This window comes from Candidatus Acidulodesulfobacterium acidiphilum (assembly GCA_008534395.1).
Taxonomy (GTDB): domain Bacteria; phylum SZUA-79; class SZUA-79; order Acidulodesulfobacterales; family Acidulodesulfobacteraceae; genus Acidulodesulfobacterium_A; species Acidulodesulfobacterium_A acidiphilum.
On record SHMQ01000001.1, the window covers coordinates 35,159 to 57,699 of the forward strand.

General features: G+C 35.7%; 25 protein-coding genes. 6 read left to right on the forward strand and 19 right to left on the reverse strand.

Translation table 11 applies throughout. From position 1 onward, the window contains the following. The 4 genes from trmD to EVJ48_00205 all read left to right on the forward strand — a co-directional run bounded on the left by trmD (position 1) and on the right by EVJ48_00205 (position 1,902). Positions 1 to 702: a tRNA (guanosine(37)-N1)-methyltransferase TrmD gene (gene trmD / locus EVJ48_00190; protein RZV40376.1), complete on the forward strand. Its 702-nt coding sequence runs from the start codon at positions 1 to 3 to the stop codon at positions 700 to 702. Positions 703 to 728: 26 nt separating this feature from the next. Next, positions 729 to 1,088 carry a 50S ribosomal protein L19 gene (locus EVJ48_00195; protein ID RZV40377.1) on the forward strand — a complete coding sequence of 120 codons (360 nt, stop codon included), beginning with the start codon at positions 729 to 731 and terminating at the stop codon, positions 1,086 to 1,088. A 127-nt stretch (positions 1,089 to 1,215) separates the two neighbouring features. Then, positions 1,216 to 1,614 (forward strand): hypothetical protein, encoded by a 399-nt coding sequence (locus EVJ48_00200; protein ID RZV40378.1) that lies wholly within the window; start codon positions 1,216 to 1,218, stop codon positions 1,612 to 1,614. 9 nt (positions 1,615 to 1,623) lie between these two features. After that, on the forward strand, positions 1,624 to 1,902 hold the full coding sequence (locus EVJ48_00205; GenBank protein RZV40379.1) for an acylphosphatase: 279 nt from the start codon (positions 1,624 to 1,626) through the stop codon (positions 1,900 to 1,902). 3 nt (positions 1,903 to 1,905) lie between these two features. On the opposite strand, the gene rsmI is transcribed toward EVJ48_00205, so the two are convergent. The 16 genes from rsmI to EVJ48_00285 form a co-directional block, all read right to left on the reverse strand. After that, the gene (rsmI, locus tag EVJ48_00210; GenBank protein RZV40380.1) at positions 1,906 to 2,598 is read right to left on the reverse strand and encodes a 16S rRNA (cytidine(1402)-2'-O)-methyltransferase; all 693 of its coding nucleotides are present in this window, start codon (positions 2,596 to 2,598) and stop codon (positions 1,906 to 1,908) included. A 4-nt stretch (positions 2,599 to 2,602) separates the two neighbouring features. Then, a complete protein-coding gene (locus tag EVJ48_00215; GenBank protein RZV40381.1) occupies positions 2,603 to 3,484 on the reverse strand; it encodes an NAD+ synthase in 882 nt (293 codons plus the stop codon). A 10-nt stretch (positions 3,485 to 3,494) separates the two neighbouring features. Further along, positions 3,495 to 4,385, reverse strand: coding sequence for a carbon-nitrogen hydrolase (locus EVJ48_00220; GenBank protein RZV40382.1), 891 nt, complete (start codon positions 4,383 to 4,385; stop codon positions 3,495 to 3,497). Next, positions 4,382 to 4,795 (reverse strand): YraN family protein, encoded by a 414-nt coding sequence (locus EVJ48_00225; GenBank protein ID RZV40383.1) that lies wholly within the window; start codon positions 4,793 to 4,795, stop codon positions 4,382 to 4,384. Before EVJ48_00225 ends, EVJ48_00220 begins: the two co-directional genes overlap by 4 nt. A 107-nt stretch (positions 4,796 to 4,902) precedes the next feature. Continuing rightward, the gene (locus tag EVJ48_00230) at positions 4,903 to 5,466 is read right to left on the reverse strand and encodes a ribonuclease HII (GenBank protein ID RZV40384.1); all 564 of its coding nucleotides are present in this window, start codon (positions 5,464 to 5,466) and stop codon (positions 4,903 to 4,905) included. Then, positions 5,457 to 6,905: a glutamate--tRNA ligase gene (gene gltX / locus EVJ48_00235; GenBank protein RZV40385.1), complete on the reverse strand. Its 1,449-nt coding sequence runs from the start codon at positions 6,903 to 6,905 to the stop codon at positions 5,457 to 5,459. Before gltX ends, EVJ48_00230 begins: the two co-directional genes overlap by 10 nt. Positions 6,906 to 6,934: 29 nt before the next feature. Continuing rightward, a complete protein-coding gene (gene amrB / locus EVJ48_00240) occupies positions 6,935 to 7,756 on the reverse strand; it encodes an AmmeMemoRadiSam system protein B (protein ID RZV40386.1) in 822 nt (273 codons plus the stop codon). Positions 7,757 to 7,948: 192 nt separating this feature from the next. Further along, on the reverse strand, positions 7,949 to 9,850 hold the full coding sequence (gene oadA / locus EVJ48_00245) for an oxaloacetate decarboxylase subunit alpha (protein RZV40387.1): 1,902 nt from the start codon (positions 9,848 to 9,850) through the stop codon (positions 7,949 to 7,951). A 28-nt stretch (positions 9,851 to 9,878) separates the two neighbouring features. Further along, the gene (gene accC / locus EVJ48_00250; protein ID RZV40388.1) at positions 9,879 to 11,303 is read right to left on the reverse strand and encodes an acetyl-CoA carboxylase biotin carboxylase subunit; all 1,425 of its coding nucleotides are present in this window, start codon (positions 11,301 to 11,303) and stop codon (positions 9,879 to 9,881) included. A 198-nt stretch (positions 11,304 to 11,501) separates the two neighbouring features. Next, positions 11,502 to 12,257 carry a M48 family peptidase gene (locus EVJ48_00255; GenBank protein ID RZV40389.1) on the reverse strand — a complete coding sequence of 252 codons (756 nt, stop codon included), beginning with the start codon at positions 12,255 to 12,257 and terminating at the stop codon, positions 11,502 to 11,504. Between the two features lie 72 nt (positions 12,258 to 12,329). Beyond that, a complete protein-coding gene (gene hisS / locus EVJ48_00260) occupies positions 12,330 to 13,691 on the reverse strand; it encodes a histidine--tRNA ligase (protein ID RZV40390.1) in 1,362 nt (453 codons plus the stop codon). A 9-nt stretch (positions 13,692 to 13,700) separates the two neighbouring features. Then, positions 13,701 to 14,030, reverse strand: coding sequence for a hypothetical protein (locus tag EVJ48_00265; GenBank protein ID RZV40391.1), 330 nt, complete (start codon positions 14,028 to 14,030; stop codon positions 13,701 to 13,703). A gap of 48 nt (positions 14,031 to 14,078) precedes the next feature. Next, a complete protein-coding gene (locus tag EVJ48_00270; GenBank protein RZV40392.1) occupies positions 14,079 to 14,867 on the reverse strand; it encodes a triose-phosphate isomerase in 789 nt (262 codons plus the stop codon). A 174-nt stretch (positions 14,868 to 15,041) separates the two neighbouring features. Then, positions 15,042 to 17,840 (reverse strand): isoleucine--tRNA ligase, encoded by a 2,799-nt coding sequence (locus EVJ48_00275; protein RZV40393.1) that lies wholly within the window; start codon positions 17,838 to 17,840, stop codon positions 15,042 to 15,044. A gap of 100 nt (positions 17,841 to 17,940) precedes the next feature. Then, on the reverse strand, positions 17,941 to 18,936 hold the full coding sequence (locus tag EVJ48_00280; protein RZV40394.1) for a lactate dehydrogenase: 996 nt from the start codon (positions 18,934 to 18,936) through the stop codon (positions 17,941 to 17,943). A gap of 55 nt (positions 18,937 to 18,991) precedes the next feature. Further along, positions 18,992 to 19,366 (reverse strand): hypothetical protein, encoded by a 375-nt coding sequence (locus EVJ48_00285; protein RZV40395.1) that lies wholly within the window; start codon positions 19,364 to 19,366, stop codon positions 18,992 to 18,994. Between the two features lie 56 nt (positions 19,367 to 19,422). Between EVJ48_00285 and EVJ48_00290 the strand changes: the two genes are divergently transcribed. After that, a complete protein-coding gene (locus tag EVJ48_00290; GenBank protein ID RZV40396.1) occupies positions 19,423 to 19,905 on the forward strand; it encodes a hypothetical protein in 483 nt (160 codons plus the stop codon). Between the two features lie 36 nt (positions 19,906 to 19,941). Here the strand turns inward: EVJ48_00290 and EVJ48_00295 are convergent, their stop codons facing one another. Continuing rightward, positions 19,942 to 20,571 (reverse strand): phosphoribosyltransferase, encoded by a 630-nt coding sequence (locus EVJ48_00295; GenBank protein RZV40397.1) that lies wholly within the window; start codon positions 20,569 to 20,571, stop codon positions 19,942 to 19,944. Between the two features lie 355 nt (positions 20,572 to 20,926). Here EVJ48_00295 and EVJ48_00300 point away from each other — a divergent pair, with 355 nt between their 5' ends. Further along, positions 20,927 to 21,454, forward strand: a complete 528-nt coding sequence (locus EVJ48_00300) for an ATPase (protein ID RZV40398.1) — start codon at positions 20,927 to 20,929, stop codon at positions 21,452 to 21,454. Positions 21,455 to 21,650: 196 nt separating this feature from the next. On the opposite strand, the gene EVJ48_00305 is transcribed toward EVJ48_00300, so the two are convergent. Together EVJ48_00305 and EVJ48_00310 are read right to left on the reverse strand one after the other, a co-directional pair. Beyond that, positions 21,651 to 22,037 (reverse strand): HEPN domain-containing protein, encoded by a 387-nt coding sequence (locus EVJ48_00305; GenBank protein ID RZV40399.1) that lies wholly within the window; start codon positions 22,035 to 22,037, stop codon positions 21,651 to 21,653. After that, entirely contained in the window at positions 22,034 to 22,369 is a 336-nt protein-coding gene (locus EVJ48_00310; protein RZV40400.1) for a nucleotidyltransferase domain-containing protein, read from the reverse strand. Before EVJ48_00310 ends, EVJ48_00305 begins: the two co-directional genes overlap by 4 nt. Positions 22,370 to 22,541 lie beyond the last annotated feature (172 nt).

The window sequence follows — 22,541 nt, forward strand, 5'->3', positions numbered from 1 at the left end:
ATGAAGAAGGTAATAGACGTTATATCTATAATGCCGGAATATTTTGATTCGTTTTTAAAAAACGGTCTTATAGGAAAGGCTTTAAAATCCGGATTAATGGAAATAAATATTATTAATCCCAGAGACTTTTCAAGCGGTAAATATAAAAGGGTGGACGATAAAATATACGGCGGGGGGGCAGGTCAGCTGTTAATGGCGGAACCTATTATTAAAGCCTTCGAATATTCCGTAAAAAATTTTAAAAAAAATTATAAAACCGGAAAAAAAGTTGTAGTTATAATGTCTCCATCCGGAAAATTGCTCGACTCGGATACCGCTTCGGAAATGTCCGATTTTGACCATATTATAATAATTTGCGGAAGATATGAAGGCATAGATGCAAGGGTAGCCGATTTAACGGGAGGAATAGAAATATCGATAGGCAGTTATATACTGTCCGGCGGCGAAATCGCTTCGATAGTTTTCATAGAATCGGTAAGCAGATATTTTAAAGGTTTTTTGGGCAATCAAGAATCGCTTAAAGAGGAAAGCCTTTCCGGCGATTTTAAAAAAATATTAGAATATCCCCAATATACTAAACCAAAAACGTTTAGAAATTTATCCGTTCCAGAAATACTTCTCAGCGGAAATCATAAGCTGATTGAAAAGTGGAGAATGGAAAAAGCATTAAAAAAAACGGAGCAAATAAGAAAAATTAATTAATAATATAAACAAAAGGAGAGACTTAAATGAATATCGTAGAAAAAATCGAAAATGCGTCGTTAAGAACGGATGTTCCTCAATTTAAATCGGGAGATACCGTCAAAGTATATCAAAAAATAAAAGAGGGCGACAAAGAAAGAATTCAGGTTTATGAAGGAGTGGTTATTGCGAGAAAAGGAAGCGGTATCAGGTCGGCTTTTACAGTAAGAAAAATTTCTTACGGCGTCGGAGTCGAAAAAACTTTTTTGATTAATTCTCCGCTAATCGATAAAATTGAACTTCTTTATCAGGGAAAGGTAAGGAGGGCAAAATTATACTACTTAAGAAAGAAAAAAGGGAAGGAAGCTAAAATAGAAAGGCTCGATATGGTTCAGCAGCAGCAGTAAGTTAAAATGAAAGCTGAATTACGTTTTAGGGTTATTTAATTAACTTTTTTTAAATATTGATGATATACTTATAATATTAAACGAATTATCGTAAGTATAATTATAATTAATATTTAATGGAGGTTTTATGGAATCGCAAAAAACGGCTGTCGATAAGTTTACCGAATTTATAGGATCGGTACTTGGAGTGACCGAGGATAGATTTCAGAAGATTTTAGACGAATTTATAGTCAGCCATAATTTCGGCAAAAAAGAATCTGAAGTTTTTTCCCAAAAAATGAAAGACATATACGATACAAATAAAAAAAAATTGATGTCTATAGTAGACGAATCCGTAAAAAAAGCCCTTAGCAAAGCCGATATAGCCAGAAGTTCCGAAGTAAAAGGATTAGAAGAAAAGATCAATATGCTTGAAGAAAAAATTAATAAACGGTCCGGCGCAAATTCTAAACATAAAGATACTTCTCGTTCAGCTAAAACTAAAAGCATCGGCAACAGTATTAAAAATAATAAAAAAAATAATTAATTATGCTATATGACTTTAAAATCTTATAGGGTTATTATAAAAGGAATCGTTCAGGGCGTAAATTTTAGAAATTTTACAAAACTTGAAGCCGAAAGAATCGGCATAAAGGGTTATGTAATGAATACTCATGACGGTCATGTAGAGGCATTTTTTGAGGGCGAGGAAGAAAAAATTAAGGAAATTATTGCTTCCGTGCATGTCGGTCCGCCATCGTCGAGAGTCAAAGAAGTTAAACTATATGAACAGGACGGGCTTTCTAATTTCAAAGATTTTAAAATATTAAGATAATTCTTAGTCTGCTTCCTCTATAGGCGACGGATCGACGATAACCGTCAACTCGCCCTTTGTTAATTCAGGCCTGTTTTTAATTTCTTCCGTTATAGTTTTTACGTCTTTTGTTTCTATAAATTCATAAATTTTAGTTAGCTCTTTTGCGTAGCATATTTTAACGTTGCCCATTATTTCGTTTATATCTGCAAGCAGTTTTTCGACGCTTCTGCCTGGTTCAAAAAGTATAAAAACCCTTTTTTCATCCTTTAATTTTGCAAGTAATTTTTTTCTTTTTCCCTCTTTTTTAGGTAAAAAACCGATAAAAGTAAATTCCGAAGTATTCAATCCCGATGCCGATATTGCGGTTAATACGCTGGAAGGGCCGGGAATAGGAACTACTTTTATTCCTTTTTCGATACACAAGCGGACTAAATAAGAACCGGGGTCGGATATTAAAGGCGTCCCGGCTTCGCTGACTAAAACGTAATCTCTCCCTTTCATTATACCGCCGGCGATAGCGTCGGCAGCCGATTTTTTATTATATTCGTGATATGGAATTAAGCGTGTTTTAATATGATATTTAGAAGTTAATATCCTCGTTTTTCTGGTATCTTCGCAGGCTATAAAGTCCGCTTCCCTCATTACTTTTAACGCTCTTATAGTAATATCTTCGAGGTTTCCGATGGGCGTCGCCACGACGTATAATACGCTCATAAAACTATGCCCAATCCCTTAAATATCTAAAATCAATATTTATGGTCCGTTCAGAAACCTTTGCTATTAAAGGCATACGTCTTTTATACTGCGATTTTTTTATTCTTTCATATATGTTGTTTACGATATTTTCTTCAAATCCTAAAGAAATTACTACTTCGGGTTTATACATTTTATCTATTAAGAGATACATTATATCGTCCGCAGTTTTATATGTAAAACCCAGCTCCGATTCATCCGACTGCCCTTCCCACAAATCGGCAGACGGCGGTTTATTTATAATATTTTTTGGGATGCCGAGATGCTCCGCAAGCTGATAAATCTGAGTTTTATAAATATCTCCTATTGGATTTAAAGCTGAAGCCATATCGCCGTATAAAGTTCCGTAGCCCAGAAGCAGTTCCGATTTATTGCTTGTCCCAAGGACTAACGAATTTAACTTATATGAATAATCATACAGAATAGACATCCTTTCTCTGGCCATTTTATTGCCTTTTCTAAGTTTTAAGGCGATATCGCCTGCAGCATCGGCATTTTCGCTTTTCTCGGTCTCTTTAGACTCGTTCTTAAAATATTCGTTAATCTGGTTAGATATATCTAAAACGTAATATTTAATGCCTAGCGTATTTACAACTTTTAAAGCATCCTCGATACTTGACTTGGAACTGCTTTCATAAGGCATTATTAGAGCCGTTACGTTATCTTTTCCAAGCGCGCTTACAGCCAAAAAACAAGACACAGCCGAATCTATACCTCCCGACAAGCCCAAAACTACGCTTTTTAACCCCGCCTTTAAAACCTCGCTTTTTATAAAATTACCGAGATGTTTATAAAATAAAGGAAAATTTAATTCGTCTATTTTTGGCAGTTCAATTTTATGATTCATATAAATCTTTTCACTTAACTTTATTATTATCTATTATACTTTCTAATTCTTTAAGGGTCAGATTTAAATTTTCGTCGCGTAAAAGAGGCGTTTTAAATCTTTCGTTATTAAGCAGATTTAAATTTAATTCCGCTATAATTTCTCCTGTTTCTATATAATCTATTTTGCTTTCGATATCGCCCGAAGGGTTTATTGCACATGAACCGCCGGAAAATCCTATGCCGTCTTCAAAACCGACTCTGTTTACGTATATAACGTAACATTTATAATAGAAAGCAATAACGGAAAGAAGTTCCTCCCACATATTAGTCGAATTAAATTTGTTAAGTCCCGAGGTTATACCTCTCGCCGGAGAAGCGGAATTGATAATAATTATATGAGCGCCTTTGTTAGCGGCGATATAAGACGACGAAAGATGCCAGGCATCTTCGCATGTCAAGACTGAAATTTTAACGCCGTTTAAATCGAAAACGCCGAAACCGTCTCCCTGTTTAAAATATCTCAATTCTTCAAACATGCCGTACGTGGGCAGATAAACCTTTCTGTGAATATTAATAAGTTTTCCGTTAGAAACGCAAAAAGTCGAATTATAAAAATTAAAATCTGCGTCTTTTTCTACGAAACCTGCGATAACGGCAATATTAAGTTCTCTCGATACTTCATAAAGAGGTTGGAAGACGGCGGCTTCATCGGAATTAATATCGACGCCTAAATCGTAAACGGAGTCTTTTAAAAAGTAGCCCGTGAGAGAAAGTTCCGGAAAAACCACTATTTCCGCCCCTTTGTTTTTTGCTGAGGAAATAATATTAATATGGTTTTCTATATTTTTTTCTAAATCCCCCATTTTGGGGTCTGTCTGCGCTAAGCAGACGTTTATCCGGTTATTGCTTTTATTTATCATTCGAGAATATTTTCAAAAAAAATTAATTTAATCGAACCGCGTTCGATATATTCAATAGAAATTATGCCATAGTAAATTGTTTTATTGTAGTTTTTTATATTAGACGCAGACGACTGCATTAAAAAAAAATCAGATACTTCAATAATAGTTGAAAGTTTTCGTTTGTTCACCGCTTCGTAAGGTTTACCGAATCGGTTTTTAAACCTTGTCTTTACTTCTATAAAATTTAAATTGCCGCTTTCGTTTTCGGCAATAATGTCTATTTCGCGTCTGCCTTTTTTAAAATTTTTTTTAATAATTCTGTATCCTATTTTTTCTAAAAACTCTGCCGCAACCGCTTCTCCTTCGTCTCCCTTAGCTTTATTTAACGACTTGTCGTTCATCTTTTTATCGTTTATATTTAGATTCATTTTATCCGTTAATTAATTTACATATTGATATAATTAATATATCACATATGCCATATGGCTATTATATAATAATAATCATCTTTATATATACTAAATCTTATTAAATATTAAAATTTAAAAGTTTTCCTGTGAATTTTCGTTAATCCGTATTTTCTAATATTTTTTTTATGTTCGACGGTTGCGTATCCTTTGTGTTTTTTAAAGCCGTATTCCGGATATTTTTCATCGACGTCCGCCATTAGTCCGTCCCTAAAAACTTTAGCTATTACCGATGCGCAGGAAACTACTTTTACCCTGTCGTCGCCTTTTATTACAGGTATTACTTTTAATCCGGAAATATCCGATAAACCTTTCGGCACTATAGGACCGTCTATAATTACGACGTCGGGCTTTACCGATAAACCGTCAAAAGCTCTTTCCATAGAAAGCATAGCCGCCTTAAAAATATTAATTTTATCTATTTCCAAATTAGAAGCGATGCCTATAGAATAAGATACGGCGGAACTTAAAATAATATTATAGAACTCTTTTCTTTTTGGCTCGGTTAACTGTTTGGAATCTTTTATACCGGTAGGAATTTTATTTTTATCTATTATAACCGCCGCCGATACTACCGGCCCTGCAAGGCAGCCTCTGCCGGCTTCGTCTATTCCGCATATTTTTAACGGCATAAAAAAGCCTCTATTCTTTCTGCGCATCTTTCTTTTCCCAGCGAAAATATCATTTCGTATATAGGAGGACTGACTTTTTCTCCTGTAAAAGCAAGTCTTATTATCATGGCTTTTTCTTTCATAGTCCATCCGTTCTGCGAAAAAAAATCGTTAAATGCATTTTTTATTAATTCTATTGAGACTTTCAAATCTTCCAAATTTTTTGCGTCTGTAAAAATCTTATCGTCCAAACTTATTATAAAACCCTTAAAAGACGACAAAAAATCCACATCGTTTTGATTAAAATTAAATTCGTTAATAACGCCCGTATTATATTCAACGGTTTTATTTAAGAAAAAATCTAATTTCCGTCTTAACTCGACGAGAGTTTTGGAGCGGGATTTAAGGGAATCAACAAGGGCAGCCGTTTTTATGTCTTCGTTAAGCAAGGTTTGAGAGTCTTCCGATATATCGTTTATAAGTTTTATTAAGGTAAACGGGTCTTTCGATTTTATATAATGGGAATTGAGCCATAATAATTTTTCGGTATTAAAAATAGCGGCGGATTTGCTTATGTTTTTTAAATCGAAAAATTTTATAATTTCATCCATAGAAAGAATTTCGTCGTTACCATGAGACCAGCCGAGCCTAATGAGATAATTAACTAAAGCTTCAGGTAAAAATCCTTCCTTTTTGTACTGGATGACGGAGGTAGCGCCGTGCCTTTTAGAAAGCCTTTTGCCGTCAGGACCGAGTATCATGGAAACATGAGCAAATTCCGGCGCTTTAAAGCCTAAAGCATTATACAGCATTATCTGTTTAGGCGTATTACTTACATGGTCGTCGCCTCTAAGCACGTGCGTTATTCCAGACAAAGCATCGTCTATGACTACGGCAAAGTTATATGTAGGAATTCCGTCTTCCCTGACTATTACGAAATCGTCTATTTCTTTGTTTTCTATGCTTATAACCTGATTTCTTATTAAGTCTTTGAAAAACGTGGCGGACCCTGCTTCTCTGCCCACTTTAAACCTTATAACGTGCGGCGTTTTTAGCATTTCGGCATCAGGCTTTAATTCACGGCATCTGCCGACGTACATAGGTTTTTTGTTTTCGGCTATAAGTTTATTTCTGTCTTCTTCTAAAAGCTCTTTTGAGCAAAAACAATAATAAGCCTTTCCTTCTTTTAAAAGTTTTTCTACGTAAGAATTATAGATATTAAGACGTTCGGATTGATGCAATATTTCTTCGTCAGATATAATAGACATCCATTTAAGGCTTTCTATTATATCTTCTTCAAATATTTTTTCGGAACGTTCAAAATCAGTGTCTTCAATTCTTAAAACAAATTTTCCGCCGTTATGTTTGGCATAAACATAGTTAAAAAGAGCCGTCCTTGCTCCGCCTATATGCAGATAGCCCGTAGGACTCGGAGCAAATCTTGTTTTTATTGTATCCATAATAAATATTAAGGAGTTTATAAAAATATTTAATATATAACGATAGAAGAATATCCGACTACGCTTGAATAATCGCCGGTAACTTCTCCTGAATTGGTATATCCTATAATTTTTGCTTTGGTTCGTCCGGCCATTTTGGCGACGTTAATCATTATGGATGCGGGGATAAAACCGCACATCGTAATATCGTTTAACCTTACTTTTTCGTACAAACCCCGTGAATTTAAATCCAGTATTTCTTTTATCGCGATATCGTCCTTATATTTTGCCGACTCGGCCGGTTCGTAATGAGTCATATCGGAACTTGCTACTATTAAAACATCGTCCATTAAATCTAATTTTTTTAAAGCGTTATATATAGCTTTTGAAGCGTTAACAACGTCATTGTATCTGATAAACGAAATAACTATAGGAACTATAGAAAAATCTTTTTTTAAATTGTATATGAGCGGAATCTGAACTTCAACGGAATGTTCTTTTAAATGAGCCTGTTCGTCGGCAATGAAAGGACTGTCTGCGCCGTCGATAATAGCATCGGCAAGTTTTGAATTAATCGGAACGGAGAAATCTCTAAAATCATATTTTCCTTTATTCATTACCGAATAGTCAGCTCCCATACCAGTATGGTTCGGACCTATAATAATTATATTGTTTTTTATATCGATGCTCGAATATCCTTCGTAAGCAATTTTTCCTGAATATACGTAACCGGCGTGCGGCGATATAATCCCGAATGCATCTATTTTTTTGCCGGCAGCCGGTATAACCGCTTTAAAGGAATCTATGAAATTATTTATGTTATTTAATCCTTCCGGATAAAAATAACCCATTACCGCAGCTTTTCTTATCAATTTAAAGCACCGTCCTAAGTTAATCGAATTTTAATTGCGAGCATATTTTTTGCGGCTAAATGTAAATATAATATTGTTTCTAATCTTCTAATTAATACATAACAACCTTTGGCTTTTATAAGCGCATTCGAAGATATGCTCTCAATGACATTTACTAAGTTATATATAATATTATATCACTAACTTTTTATTTTACGACTCTACATAAATCAAAGTTTCATCCGGATTTACGCTGTCCCCTTCTTTTATGTAAATCTCTTTAACCGTTCCGTCTATAGGAGTATGTATTTCGTTTTCCATCTTCATCGCTTCTACTATTAAAACGGTATCGCCTGCCTTAACCGAGTCCCCTGCTTTAACCATAACTTTCGTAATTCTTCCCGGCATAGGCGCATAAACGTCTCCTTCTCTTTTCGGCGACGGCCTTTTCGACCTTGCTATGCTCTCTCCGACTATTTCGCCGCCTGCGCTTGGAACTATTTCGGTAAGCGATTCTATGACGACTTCTTCCAAAGTTCCGTCCACGTTTAAAAAGAATGGTCTTTTTTGGTCGGATTTATGTCCGGCTCCGGCAATTTTAATTTTATAGCTTTCGCCGTGAACGGTAACGATAAATTCGCTTGGAGCTAGTCCCCCGTCTTTTGCAAGAATAGAAGAATCCGAAACTTCAGGCGTTATATTATTACCTTCGGATAAATTTTTTAGAGCATCCGTATCAGTGGGTTTTGAATAGTCGGGAAGACTGCCTTCTTTTTTTGCTTTAAAAAATTCTAAAGCTATATTCGGAAACAATACGTAAGACAAGAAATCCTCTTCGCTTATATCGAACTCTTTTATATCTTTATATTCCTTCGACATTTCCGGTTCTAATAAATCTGCCGGCCTTACGGTTACTACTTCTTCGTTTCCCAACACCTTTTTCTGTATCTCCGGATTAATTTCAGCGGGCGGTTTCCCGTAATAGCCTTTTAGGTAGTTTTTAGTTTCGCTTGTGACAACTTTATATTTTTCTCCGGTTATTACGTTAAGAGCGGCCTGCGTTCCTACAATCTGCGAGGAAGGAGTTACCAGCGGAGGATAACCGAAATCTTCCCTGACCTGAGGTACTTCATAAAGCACCTCCTCCATTTTATCGAGCGCATTCTGTTCCTTAAGCTGGCTAGCTAAATTTGACATCATTCCGCCGGGAACCTGAGTAACGATAACATCGGTGTTAATATTTGTATATTCGCTTTCTAAAGAAGCGTATCTTTTCCTGACGATTCTAAAATAATCTGCAACTTCTTTTAGTTTTTCAAAATCAAGGTCAACGTCATAACCCATCTCTAATAAAGTAAAAGCTATCGACTCGGTAGGAGGATGCGAAGTTCCGCAAGACATAGAAGATATTGCCGTATCTATAATATCCGCTCCCGCTTCTACTGCTTTAAGAAGCGACATTGAAGCAAAACCTATAGTGGAATGGGAATGAACGTGAATGGGCAGACTTATTTTTTTCTTTATCATAGATACCAAGTTATAAGCGTTTGCCGGAGAAAGCAATCCCGCCATATCTTTTATACATATAGTATCAGCTCCCATGTTTTCAAGCTCTATCGCCATCTGCGTAAAAAGTTCGTTTGTATGAACGGGGCTAGTAGTATAGCATATTGTAGCTTCTACTATCTTTTTTTTCTTTTTTACGATTTCTACCGCTTTTTTTATGTTTCTAAAATCGTTAAGGGAATCGAAAATTCTAAATACGTCTATGCCGTTATCGGCGCTTAAAGAAACAAATCTTTCTACCACGTCGTCGGCATAATGCCTGTATCCGACTAAATTCTGACCTCTCAAAAGCATCTGCAGCCTCGAATTTTTATATGCCTTCCTGACTCTTTTAAGTCTTTCCCACGGGTCTTCTTTTAAAAACCTAAGGCATGAATCAAAAGTAGCTCCTCCCCACACTTCTAAGGACCAGAACCCTATATTGTCCAAAACGTTAGCTATCCCCAGTATATCGGGCGTTATCATTCTTGTAGCCAAAAGAGACTGGTGCGCATCTCTTAAAACTGTTTCCATAACGCCTATTTTTCTTATGTAAGTTTTTTCTTCCATATATTAATACCTTCCTTTTAAATTCCTGTTAAATTCCATAATAAGCCGCAATAGCAGCCGATATTGCAAGTATTCTGTCGAAAGGATCTTTCTGCAGTTTATAATCCCTTAAATAAAGTCTTTCGTCTATGAAGTGCGTATCGAAATTTCCTTTTAAAAAATCATCGTCCTGAACTATCCTTAGCTGAAAAGGTATAGTAGTTTTAACGCCTTTAATAACATATTCGTCTAAAGCTCTTTGCGCTCTCCGCACGGTTTCTTCCCATGTCCTGCCGCTTACCGTCAGTTTTGCAATCATAGAATCGTAAAAAGGCTGGATTACATAATCTTTATAAACCGCGCCGTCTATTCTTACTCCAATTCCGCCCGGAGAATAATAAGCCGTGACTTTTCCTGTGCTCGGAACAAAATCTTTTCTGGGATTTTCTGCGTTGATGCGGCATTCTATGGCATAACCCCTCATAGAAACGTCTTCCTGCTTAATGTCGAGTTCTTTGCCCATAGCTATCTGAATCTGTTCGCCGACTATATCGACTCCCGTAACTATTTCGGTGACGCTGTGCTCAACCTGTATTCTGGTGTTCATTTCCATAAAATAGTAATTACCGTTTTTATCGACGATATATTCTATTGTTCCGGCATTGCGGTAGTTACAGGCTCGCGCGGCTTTTATAGACGATTCGCCCATTTTTCTGCGGGTTTCTTCGGTAAGTATAAGGGACGGAGCTATTTCTATCAGTTTTTGATGCCTTCTCTGTATGGAACAGTCTCTTTCGCCGAGATGTATAATATTGCCGTAATTATCCGCCAGTATTTGAAACTCGATATGGTGGGGTTTTTCTATATATTTTTCTATGAATACTTCCGGATTGCCGAACGCTTTTTCGGCCTCTGAACGAGATAAAGAAAAATTTTTAACAAGCTCGCCGTCGTTAAAACATATCCTGATTCCTTTTCCGCCGCCGCCGGCCGAGGCTTTTATCATGACGGGATAACCTATCTTGTTTGCGACTGCAACCGCCTCTTCTTCCGATTCTACGCCGCCTTCCGATCCTTCTACTACAGGCACTCCGACCGATTTCATAAGCCTTTTGGATTCTATCTTATCACCCATCATCGCTATAGTTTTAGATGAAGGGCCTATGAATATTACCCCCCGTTTTTCGCAGACTTCCGGAAATTTTGGATTTTCCGATAAAAATCCGTATCCAGGATGTATGGCATCGGCGCCTGTATTAATAGCTAAATCTACTATCCTGTTAATATTCAAATAACCCGATATAGGTCCAGGTCCGACTAAGTAAGCTTCATCCGCCTTTTTTACGTGAAGAGCCTGACCGTCTGCTTCCGAATAAATAGCAACGGTTTTAATTCCAAGCTCTTTGCAAGCCCTGATGATTCTGGAAGCGATTTCTCCCCTGTTGGCTATCAATACTTTTTTAAACTGTTTCATAAAATTTTTATAGACTTATCTTCTTATATTACTTATATTATCAGAAATATTTTAATTAGAAAAACGATTAAGGCTGAGTTCGCGGAAGCGGTTTGTATTATATAAGAAATCAGTTAAATTTTTACAAACAGCGGTCGATGATTAATTTTAAACCATTATTTTAAAAAAGTCAAACTAATTAGGGATTTAATATGTATTTTAGAGAATTTTACTGCCCTGCAAAATAGAACCGTTCAGTTCTTTTTTATAATTTCTCCAGTGAGGAATAAATTTATCCATAATTTCTTTAAATCTTTTATTATGATTTATCTCGATAAGATGCGTCAGTTCATGAACTACAATGTATTCTATACAATAAACAGGTTTTTTAATCAGTTCTAAATTTATCCATATTCTTTTTGCTTTAATATTGCAGGTGCCCCATTTAGTCTTCATGCGTTTTATTCTTATCTCATTAGCAGAAACTCCCATTATTTCCTGCCATTTATTAAATATGCCGAAAAGTTCTTTTGCTAATTCTTCCCTCTGCCAGCGTAAAAAAACTTTTTTCTTTTCCTCTAAATCTGCATTTTTTTTTACGTAAAAATCTATATTTTTATTATTATTTATAATTATATAAGGTTTTCCGCTATATTCGATAACGTTAAGCAAATATATTTCTCCTTTAAAATAATGGCTTTCTCCAGAAACATATTCCCTCGGAGTTTCCCTCGGCCTCTCTTTAAAGCTGTTTACGTGTTTTTCAATCCACGACAATTTTGATATTATAAAAACGCGGACGGACCGGTCGTCCATTCTCCTAGGCACCGAAACCCTTATCTTTCCGTCAGGCGGAAGAATGTTTAAATGAAGATTTTTAATATCTTTTTTTAAAACGGTTATACTAAAACCGCTTATTATTATTTCCGATTTTATAACCGTTTTATCGCGCTTTTTTTTAAAAAATTTAAACATAATCTATTGACAATTCTTTTTTATATCGGCTTTTATTAAAAAAATCGGATATGAAAAGATTAAATATTCGGATTAAAGTAAAATTTTAGCCAAATTTTCAATCGTCGATAATATTTCTTCTCTGGTTTTGAGATTTTTTAAGGTAAGTTTTTGTTCCGCGGCTTCTCTTTCGCCTATTATGGCTATATATTCTATTTTTTTCTTATCGGCGTATTTTATCTCTTTACTTATGTTCGGTTCGGACGAAACGCAAATTTCGGCGCTTATTCCTTTTGAACGCAAAAATTTGGCTGCTTTGTACGCAAAAGGCTTCTCTTGTTCGGTTAAATAAACTATATACAATTTCACGGGCGAAGAAATGGACTGAATGAGGTCTGCATTTTTTTGGATTATGATGTCTATTATTCTTTCTACGCCGAACGATATTCCGCACGCGCCTTCAGGACGGGCGCCGTAAAGTTCTACGAGATTATCGTATCTGCCGCCTGCGGCAAAACTTCCTATGGCGACGTCTTTCGATTTTATCTCGAAAATAGGACCTGTATAATATCCTAACCCCCTGACTAAAAGCGGGTCAAATTTTATTACCTCGTCATCGGTTTCAGCGGCAGGTGCTCCGCCGGTTCCTGCTTTACGCCCGTTTTCTATAACGGAATTAAGCTCTTCTATTCCTTCGACGGCTCTTTGTTTAATGGATTCTTCTTTTATTTCTGCTATAAGACGCTCTTTTAAAATAGATAATTTTTTTGCGTTATCGGTTGCCGGGTCTAAATCGATAATGCGCATAAACGAACGATAATTTTCTTCGCTTATGCCGTTCTCTTTAAATTCTTTTATTACTCCGGCTTCTCCTACTTTCGCCGTTTTATCTAAAGCTCTCAGCGCCGCGTCTTTTTTGATTTCGTCTATGCCCGCAGCGTTGATAATACCGTCGAGTATTTTTCTGTTATTTATAATTATTTCATAATCTCCCATGCCTAATTTTTCAAGAGTAAAAACGGCTAAATCTATAAGTTCGCTCTCAACGTTCATGGAATATGAGCCTATTATATCGGCATCGGCCTGATAAAATTCCCTGTATCTTCCAGCCTGGGTATTTTCGTACCTGTAAACTTTGCCTATTATGTATCTTTTAAAAGGTTTTGTTAACTTTTCTGCATTAGTAGCATAATAGCGCCCTAAAGGAGAAGTAAATTCAAATCTTAACCCAAGTTTACGTTTTGCCTTATCTTCAAAAACATAAATTTCTTTTTCTACTTCGCTTCCGCATTTTCGGGAAAGAAGCTCGAAATATTCAAAAACGGGAGAATCTATTTCTACGAAGCCGTAAAGGACAAAACATTCCCGTATAGTTTCGATAACATTTCTTCTTAAAACCATCTCTTCGGGAAGAAAATCCTTCGTTCCTTTAGGCGGCTGGACTAATTTGCTCATATCTTCATATTAAAGCGCTATATACACGCATCCTTCTTTTGAAAGTTTTCCTATTTTTTCCACGCCTGCAGGAACTATTTTTGCGTAATCCGGTATGTCGCTGTCTTTGAGTTCAAACATATTCATAGCGTTGCGGCAGACGTAAATATTTACTTTGTCGTTCAAAACGGCTCTTAACTGCTCTTTAAGCTGAGAATGATGCAGGAGTGCGACTACCGCCGGACCTATGGCTACCACGTTTATTTCTTCCGTTTCACTTATAGCGCTTGTATTTTTAATGACGCTCATTAAAAGACCCGGGTTAATAGTTCCGTTTGAAACCTGAATAACGTATTTCATAATTTACCTCCTTTTTTTAGTTGGGACAGTTTTAAAATATGCCCCATTTTAATTAATATTAGCCGAAAACCTAAATATATTATAAAAACTTTGAGGATCTAAACTTGCTCCGCCTACCAAAACGCCGTCTATATACGGCTTCTCCATAAGCTCTTTAATGTTTTTTTCGGTTACGCTGCCGCCGTATATAACCCTTATTTCGCCGATAGAATAACCAGACTTCAAATAATCGTAAATAAAACGGTGCATAGATTCGCCGTCCTCTGCTTTTATAGGCATTCCAGTGCCTATAGCCCATACCGGTTCATATGCTACTATTAAAGATTTTATATCGGTTCCTTTAATATATTTAAGCGCATTCAAAAGCTGATTTTCGACAAATTTTTCTTGGCCGCCATTTTTTCTTACGTCTAAGTTTTCTCCCACGCACAATATAGGGGTTAATCTTCCGTCTTTATATACCGATTCTATTTTTTTGCCGATTAATTCGTCATTTTCGTTAAATATATTTCTTCTTTCGCTATGGCCTATGATAGTATATTCGCATCCGCACGACGCCAGCATATCTATGGAAATTTCGCCGGTATATGCGCCGCTTTTTTCAAAATAAACATTTTGAGACGATAGTTTTATAAAATCATTGCAAGTTTTAATGATTTTATAAGTTTCGGCAAGAGATGTAAAAGGCGGAGCAAATATAAGGTCGGAATCTAAACCGCTTAAATTAGACCTGCTTTTCAATCCGTTAACGAGGTCAAGAAAAACGGCAAAATACTTCTTAATATCTTCATCCGTTTTGTTCATTTTAAAATTTGCGGCAATTATCTGCTTTCTCATAATATCCCCTAAATAATATTATTCGATAGTTTAAATTGTAAATTAATTGAAATTACGGCTTATAAAATAATAGATCGTAGTTTCTTTATTAATCGGGATTAAGTTAGATCAATTAGAAAAGACTGCCCAGCTATCGTTCCGACGACTTCACATATAATTATAGAATGATTTTGCTTAACGCATAATATCGGAAACTACGCTATGGCATCTTTCGCAAACATCAGGATAATCTTTATAAGTTCCGACCGCGGCATCATACTTCCAGCACCTTGCGCATTTTTCGCCTTCTGCTTTTTCGACTTCCGCTTCCGTTATATCGGCTTCGGAAGATTCCTTTTTTTGAAGAGCTATACCCGATACTATAAACAGGTCTTTCAATTCGTCGCCGTTGATTTTACTCAGTATGCCATAGTCTTCATTGCTTGCCTTTAAAACAATCTTAGCCTCTAAAGAACTTCCTATAACTTTTTTATCCCTTGCTTTTTCTAATGCGGATAAAACTATATTTCTTATTTCTATTAATTTATCGAATTTTTCTTCGATATCAAAATTTTGTAAATTTTCGTCGGGTTCGTCAAAATTTTCAAAAAATAAGCTTTCAGGTTTTAAAGACCTTTTAAAATATCCCCAGGTTTCAGAAGCCGTAAACGGTATAATAGGCGCAAGGAATTTAATAAACGCGTTTAAGGCATAATTCAATACGGTTTGAACGGAACGCCTTTTTAGCGAATCTTTCCCTTCGACGTACAGCATATCTTTTACTATATCTAAATAAAAAGAGGAAAATTCTATAAGAAATTTATAAATACCCTGATAAACGAGATGAAAATCGTAATTTTCGTAATACCTTAAAATATCCTGCGAAATAAGGGTAATCCTGTGCAGCGCGTATTTATCCAATTCCGATAAATTTTCGTATTTTACTGAATTCTCCGTTTCTTGAAAATCGTATATATTGCCCAGCATAAAACGCAAGGTGTTCCTTATCTTTCTGTATCCTTCGGAAAGCCTGAGTATTATTTCCTGCGATATTCTCATATCGTTTTTGTAATCCTCGGACGCCGCCCATAATCTCAAAATATCGGCTCCGTATTTATTGATTATTTCATCGGGGCTGATGACGTTTCCAAGGGACTTAGACATTTTTTTCCCTGAACTGTCAACGACGAAACCGTGAGTCAAAACCGTTTTATAGGGAGCTCCGTCGTCGGTCCCCACCCCTATTAAAAGGCTTGAATGAAACCATCCCCTGTGCTGGTCCGACCCCTCAAGATATAAATCTGCCGGAAATCCGACGGTTTTAATCTCTTCGTCGTTTTTAAGAACGCAGTAATAACTGACGCCGCTGTCAAACCATACATCCAATATATCTTCTTCTTTTTCAAAATCTTTTGAACCGCATTTTTCGCATTTAACTTCTTTTTCGCTTAAATTTATAAAATATTCGGCGGGCTTGTCAAACCATACGTCTGCGCCGTATTTATCGAATTCTCCGGCTATTTTAAGCGTAAGGTCGTAATCTATATATGCTTCGCCGCAATTTTTGCAATAAAATGCAGTTATAGGCACGCCCCACGACCTCTGCCTCGAAACGCACCAGTCGGGTCTTGTTTCAAGCATGCCCGAAATTCTGTCTATGCCCCACTTCGGTATCCACTTTACTTTTTCTATCTCTTCCAACGATCTTTTTCTTAAATTATTTATTTCCATAGAAACAAACCACTGCTTGGTAGATCTTAAAATTACCGGTTTTTTGCATCTCCAGCAATGGGGATAGGAATGATCTATTTTTTCTTCCAGAACTAACGCTCCGACTTCCTTAAGTTTTTCTACGACATGAGGGTTGGACTCAAATACGTGCATTCCCGCAAACGTTTCTACCTCGGATAAAAACCTGCCTTCGTTGTTTATAGGAGCATAAGCCGGGAGGTTATACTTAAGTCCTACGGCATAATCGTCGTCGCCGTGGCCTGGCGCTGTATGCACTAAGCCGGTTCCGGCGTCTTTTTTAACGTGCGTACCTAGTATAAGCAGTGAATCTCTGTCTATAAAAGGATGTCTGGCTTTTTTATTTTCAAGATTTTTGCCGTTTGTTTTAGCTATAATTTTAAAATCGCCGTATCCGAATTTTTTCATTAATTCTTCGGCAAGGCTTTCCTCTAGAATGAAAATTTCATCGCCTTTATCGACGAAAACATATTCAAAATCGGGGTGCACGGATATCGCAAGATTAGAAGGCAATGTCCAAGGCGTGGTAGTCCATATTACCGCAAAAACGTCTTTGCCGCCGGTTTTAAAGCTGCCTAATATTTCGGAAATATCGGAATTAATCCTGAACTTTACGAAAATAGACGGCGAAGATTTTTCGGCATATTCTACTTCGGCTTCCGCAAGAGCGGTTTTGCAGGACGAACACCAGTATATAGGTTTGTTTGCTCTGTAAAGCCCGCCGTTTTTTATGAAATCGGCAAGTTTTCTAACCGTATTGGCTTCATAGGCATAATTCATAGTCAGGTAAGGGTCGTCGTATCTTCCTATGCTTCCAAGCCTTTTAAATTCCTGCTTCTGAATATCGACAAACTTTGCCGCATACTCTCTGCAAAGTTTTCTCTTTTCGCTTTTCGAGATAGAGTCTTTAGATTTTAAAGTCTTATCTACGTTATGTTCTATGGGCAGTCCGTGACAGTCCCAACCCGGAATAAAAGGAGTACGGTAGCCGGACATCAGTTTAAACCTGACTATAATATCCTTTAATATTTTATTTAAAGCGGTTCCAAGATGAATGTGCCCGTTTGCGTAAGGAGGTCCGTCATGAAGGATAAAAGTTTTATGCCTGCTTTTCGTTTTCTCCGTTATGTTTCTATAAAGTCCGCTTTCCTCCCATTCTTTAAGGAATTTTTCTTCCGTAGCTTTTAAATTAGCCTTCATCGGAAAATCGGTTTTCGGCAAATTCAGCGTGTCTTTATATTCCATAATAGTAATAGTCCCTATAATCTGTCCATTTCCGTCCGCATCAAAGACATGCTTTGATAAACGCGGACGTAAATATCGCGAAAGCGATAATGACAGCAAATTAAATTTCAGTTATTAAGTCTTTATTTACGCAGTTGATTAAATCTCCGTTATCTATCCAACCTTTTATATTTTGGGCGCATATGCGAGAAATATCCGCAATAGATTCAAAAGTCGCTCCGCCTATATGAGGAGTAGCTATAACGTTAAAATGAAAAATTTCGTCGCTTATATGAACAGGCTCTTTCCAGAATACGTCAAGACCGGCCCCTTTAATTTTTCCGCTTTTCAGCCCTTTTATCAAAGAATCTTTATTTATTAATCCCGCCCTTCCGACGTTTACTATGCATGCACCTGTTTTCATGAAGCCTACCGTTTCGTCGTTGATTAAATTTTCCGTATTTTTTTCAAGCGGAACTGCAAGTACTATATAATCTGCCGACGGTACAACTTTTTTAAAATCTTCGTCTACGGTACCTGCAAACTTAATACCGAGTTTTTCCGCATAGCCGGCTTCAGGCTTGCTGTGCTTCAAACCATAAATTTCAGGATTAAAAGGTTTTAAAATCTTTATTAATTCCTGCCCTATACCGCCCAATCCGACTATTGCAAATTTCTTGTTGGTAATACTGCCGCCTATAGGACGATTTGCAATAGCGTGATTTATAGAATCGACGCATCCGTTGTAATCCCTTGCTAAGGCTAAAATAAAAAACAGCGATAATTCTGCGACCGAAACGGCGTTAAAAGTACCGGCAGTCGGCACGTTAAACACTAAAACGCCTTTCTTTGATGCATAATTTATATCGACGTTTTCGTATCCTATGCCGAACTGCTGGATAATTTTTATATTTGGAAAAGATAAAACGTCTTCTCCGATAGGAATTCCCGCATTAACTATTAAAGTCAAATTTTCTGAGTCTTTAGCGTCGCCGGACTTCTTAATCCAGCTTAAAAAATCTTCTTTATTTGAATAATGCCGCACATTATGTTCCGCAAGGAAAGGCTTTAAAATATCGTACATTTCCCTTGACCTTAATATTACGGCAATATTCATAATAATTTGATTTTTTAAGCTATTCTAAATTAAAGTAATTTTGTATTATTTTAAACTAATTTTTTGCAGATTTATTTTTTTTATTTAATTTTTCCGACACTTTTACGGCGGCTCTCAAAGTTTTAACCGTCGGTTGAGCGGTGCTTCCTTTCAAAGAACCTTCGCCTTTACATAATTGTAATTTTTTATCGTAAGTATATTTATCCGGGCAAATATATATGTGCTGTTTACCTTCGAATTTATTAACTTTAGTTTGCGGAAGCGCATTATATCCTTTTAGACTTCCTTTACCAACGCAAAGCTGAAGTTTAGGATTAAACGAATATCCGAGCGGACAGTAGTAATGTCTTGCATATGATATTCCAGAAAAAAAAGATATTGCAAAAATAGAAAACAATGCCGCAATAGCTGATAACTTAAAACTTTTCATAAATTTACCCCCGTTTAAATTTAATTTTAATTATTATAACACTTAAGGTTTTATTTGTGAAGATTTTTATAAATGCCTCAAGAAATGCCGCATTGAAAGAAATTGCAGGAAATTGCGTTGAAAATAAAAAGTATATAAATTATAATAATAATATGAAATTAATACATTCCGCCATAAGAACTCGCGATCTCAATAAATCGCTAGATTTTTACGTTAAAGTTTTTGGATTTGCCGTTAGGGAAAAAAGATATATAGAGGCACATAAAACCACTTTAGTTTTTCTCAAAAGCCGGAATGCTGACTTTGAAATAGAACTTATCGCCGACGACAATCCGAAACCTCTTAACGATTGTGAAAATTCTTTTGCTCATCTCGCTTTTCAATCCGAAAACATAGACGAAGACGCAAAAAAAATAAAAGAAGCCGGCGTAACCTTTTCCAGAGAACCTTTTCTTTCTATGGACAAAAGCATGAAAATCGCCTTTCTCAACGATCCCGACGGAATTATTATAGAAATAATAGAATATCTGAAGAAATAAAGCGGATTTGCGGAATATAATATCCCGCATAATTTATTAATTATAGCCGATACGCCCCATTATTTCCAAAGCCTCTTCATCTGAAACATCGTACCAATTCTCATAAACCTGGGCAACGGCATGAAAATCGTACGGCATCTCTAGAACTACCGTTTCATCGGCTAATTTACTTATCTGCACGGCAATATCCCTGCCCGCAACCGGAACGGCTACTACTATCTTTTTAACCCGCTGTTTTTTGCACAACATTATCGCCGCTCTGATTGTTGAACCTCCGGCAATTCCATCGTCTATAAGAATAACCGTTTTATCGGCAAGATTAGGGAGCGGTTTCCCTTTTCTTAAAACAAGAATCCTTCTTTTGATTTCATTTTTTTGGGCGGATATTATGCCGTTTATTTCTTTTTCGGAAAGATACCATGACGACTGTCTGTTTATATAAATACTTCCGTCTTCCGCCACTGCGCCGAAACCGGCTTCGGTATTATCGGGAAAAGGCAGTTTTCTCACGATGATAATCGAAAATTCCGCATTTAAATATTTTGCAACTTCAAAAGCAACCTCAATTCCCCCTTTCGGAAGGGCAATTACGGTTACATCTTCGCCTTTATATTTTCCTAATGCTAGAGCAAGTTTTTCTCCAGCTTCTTTTCTATTTTTAAACATTTAAAAAGGATAGTTTATTAAATGCTTCTCTTAATTTAATAATATCCGGTTTATCAAAAAAGTCAAATTAGATTTCACTTAGTTACACGGAATTTTAAATTGCCTGCAATAAATCTATGAATAAATTTTATTATGAGATAATCATACGAGATAATACAATTATATAATAATTTGGAGTTGCGTTTATAAACGATATAAATAAGCATATTGTTGTTCTGCCCTTTTTTATTTAATATGTTTTTGCCTTAAGCGGACAAAAAAATGTTTCATATGGTATAATTAAAACAAAGATAGAACATCAAGCATAACTATATTATTAATTTTAGGTTGTAAGGATTAAAAGGGGGTAAATAAAATGACGGATGAAAAGAGATGGAATCCTGCGAATATAAAAAAACATTCGGCAAGCGACGAATCCGATGCCTATAAAAACAATTTGTCTTATAAAAATATGTCCGTATGCAAAAGTTGTCATAATATTTATCATAATAAAAGATGGGTAAAAGACGAAGAACTTTATAAATCTGCCTTAAAGAAGAAAGAAAATATAAATTATACTATTTGCCCGGCATGTTTAAAAATAAAAACAAAATTTTACAATGGAGTCGTCGAATTAAGCGGCGGTTTTTTATTCGAACATAAAAGCGATATTTTAAATCTTATAAATAATACTGCAGAAAAAGCGGATTATATAGACCCTTTGGAAAAAATCGAAAATATTGAAGAAAACGAAAAAGAAAAAACTATTACAATATATACTACAAGCGAAGACCTTGCCCAAAGAATCGGAAGGAACATAGAAAAAGCATATAAAGGCGAAGTAGATTATTCATTTTCCGAAAGAGATTTATTGTTAAGGGTTTACTGGAAAAGAGAGTCATAAAAATAATTTATTTTACTGATTTTTTCGTTCATATGCTTCTATTCCCGAAAAATAATTAATTGCTTTGCATGAGTCCTGTTGACTAAAGACCTGTAAAGAAATATCCACACTTAACCCTTCGCTTATATCTTTAGACCTAAACTCAGAATTTATTTCAATGTTAATTTTTTCAAAAATTATTTTGTCAAAACTTATTCTATTTTATATTTATTTTTTTTAAAGCAAATAATTTTACATATTCGGCTATGGCAATAGCTTCTTCTGCATCTTTCTTAGACGGTTCTATAATATCATCATATCTAACTATAACCGCATAATTTGTTATATCGTCTATATTTAATCTTTCAAGTTCGCTAAAAGCATTATCTATATTTTTGCAGGCTTGTAATAATTCCGATATATCATGCGTTTTATTAATTTCTTTATTGTTATAAACCAAGTAAGTTTTTAAAAATTTTTCAACCGCCTGTTGACAGTGAAAACAAATTCCTTCTGCGGATGCTTCATTGCTATTATATAATATTTTAGCATCTTTTAAATCGTTTTCAGCTTTTTTTAATAAAACGACAACGGATTCTTTCATATATTTACGCCTTCTTTATTAACGTAATACGATAAAAATCCTGTATCGTTTTTTTGATTTTTATATATATCTTTAGATTTAATAACAATATCGTTCGATATGTTATTAACAGCCATTCTTCTACGAATATTGCGCAAAATCATTTTCATATCTTCTTTAAATATATTTTTATCAATTACTACAAAAAAATCCCAATCACTGCCTTCTTTATAATCCCCTCTTGCCCTTGAACCGAATAAAATTATCCTCTCCACCTCATAGCCGGCTTTTTCGACTTCTTCCATAATTATTTTTTTTGCGATTTCAAGGTTTTTATCTAATGCCTTTTCCATAATTTTATTATAGCATATTTTAATTTATGAAATATTTGTTGGGTCTTGAAGCCGCTTACGGACTCCGCCGCGCGGAATCGGCTCACTTTTCAATAAAGGCGATAAGAGGGTAGATTAATTTATTTTATAATATTTTAAACCTAAACATAATAAATCTTTTTATGTTGTCATT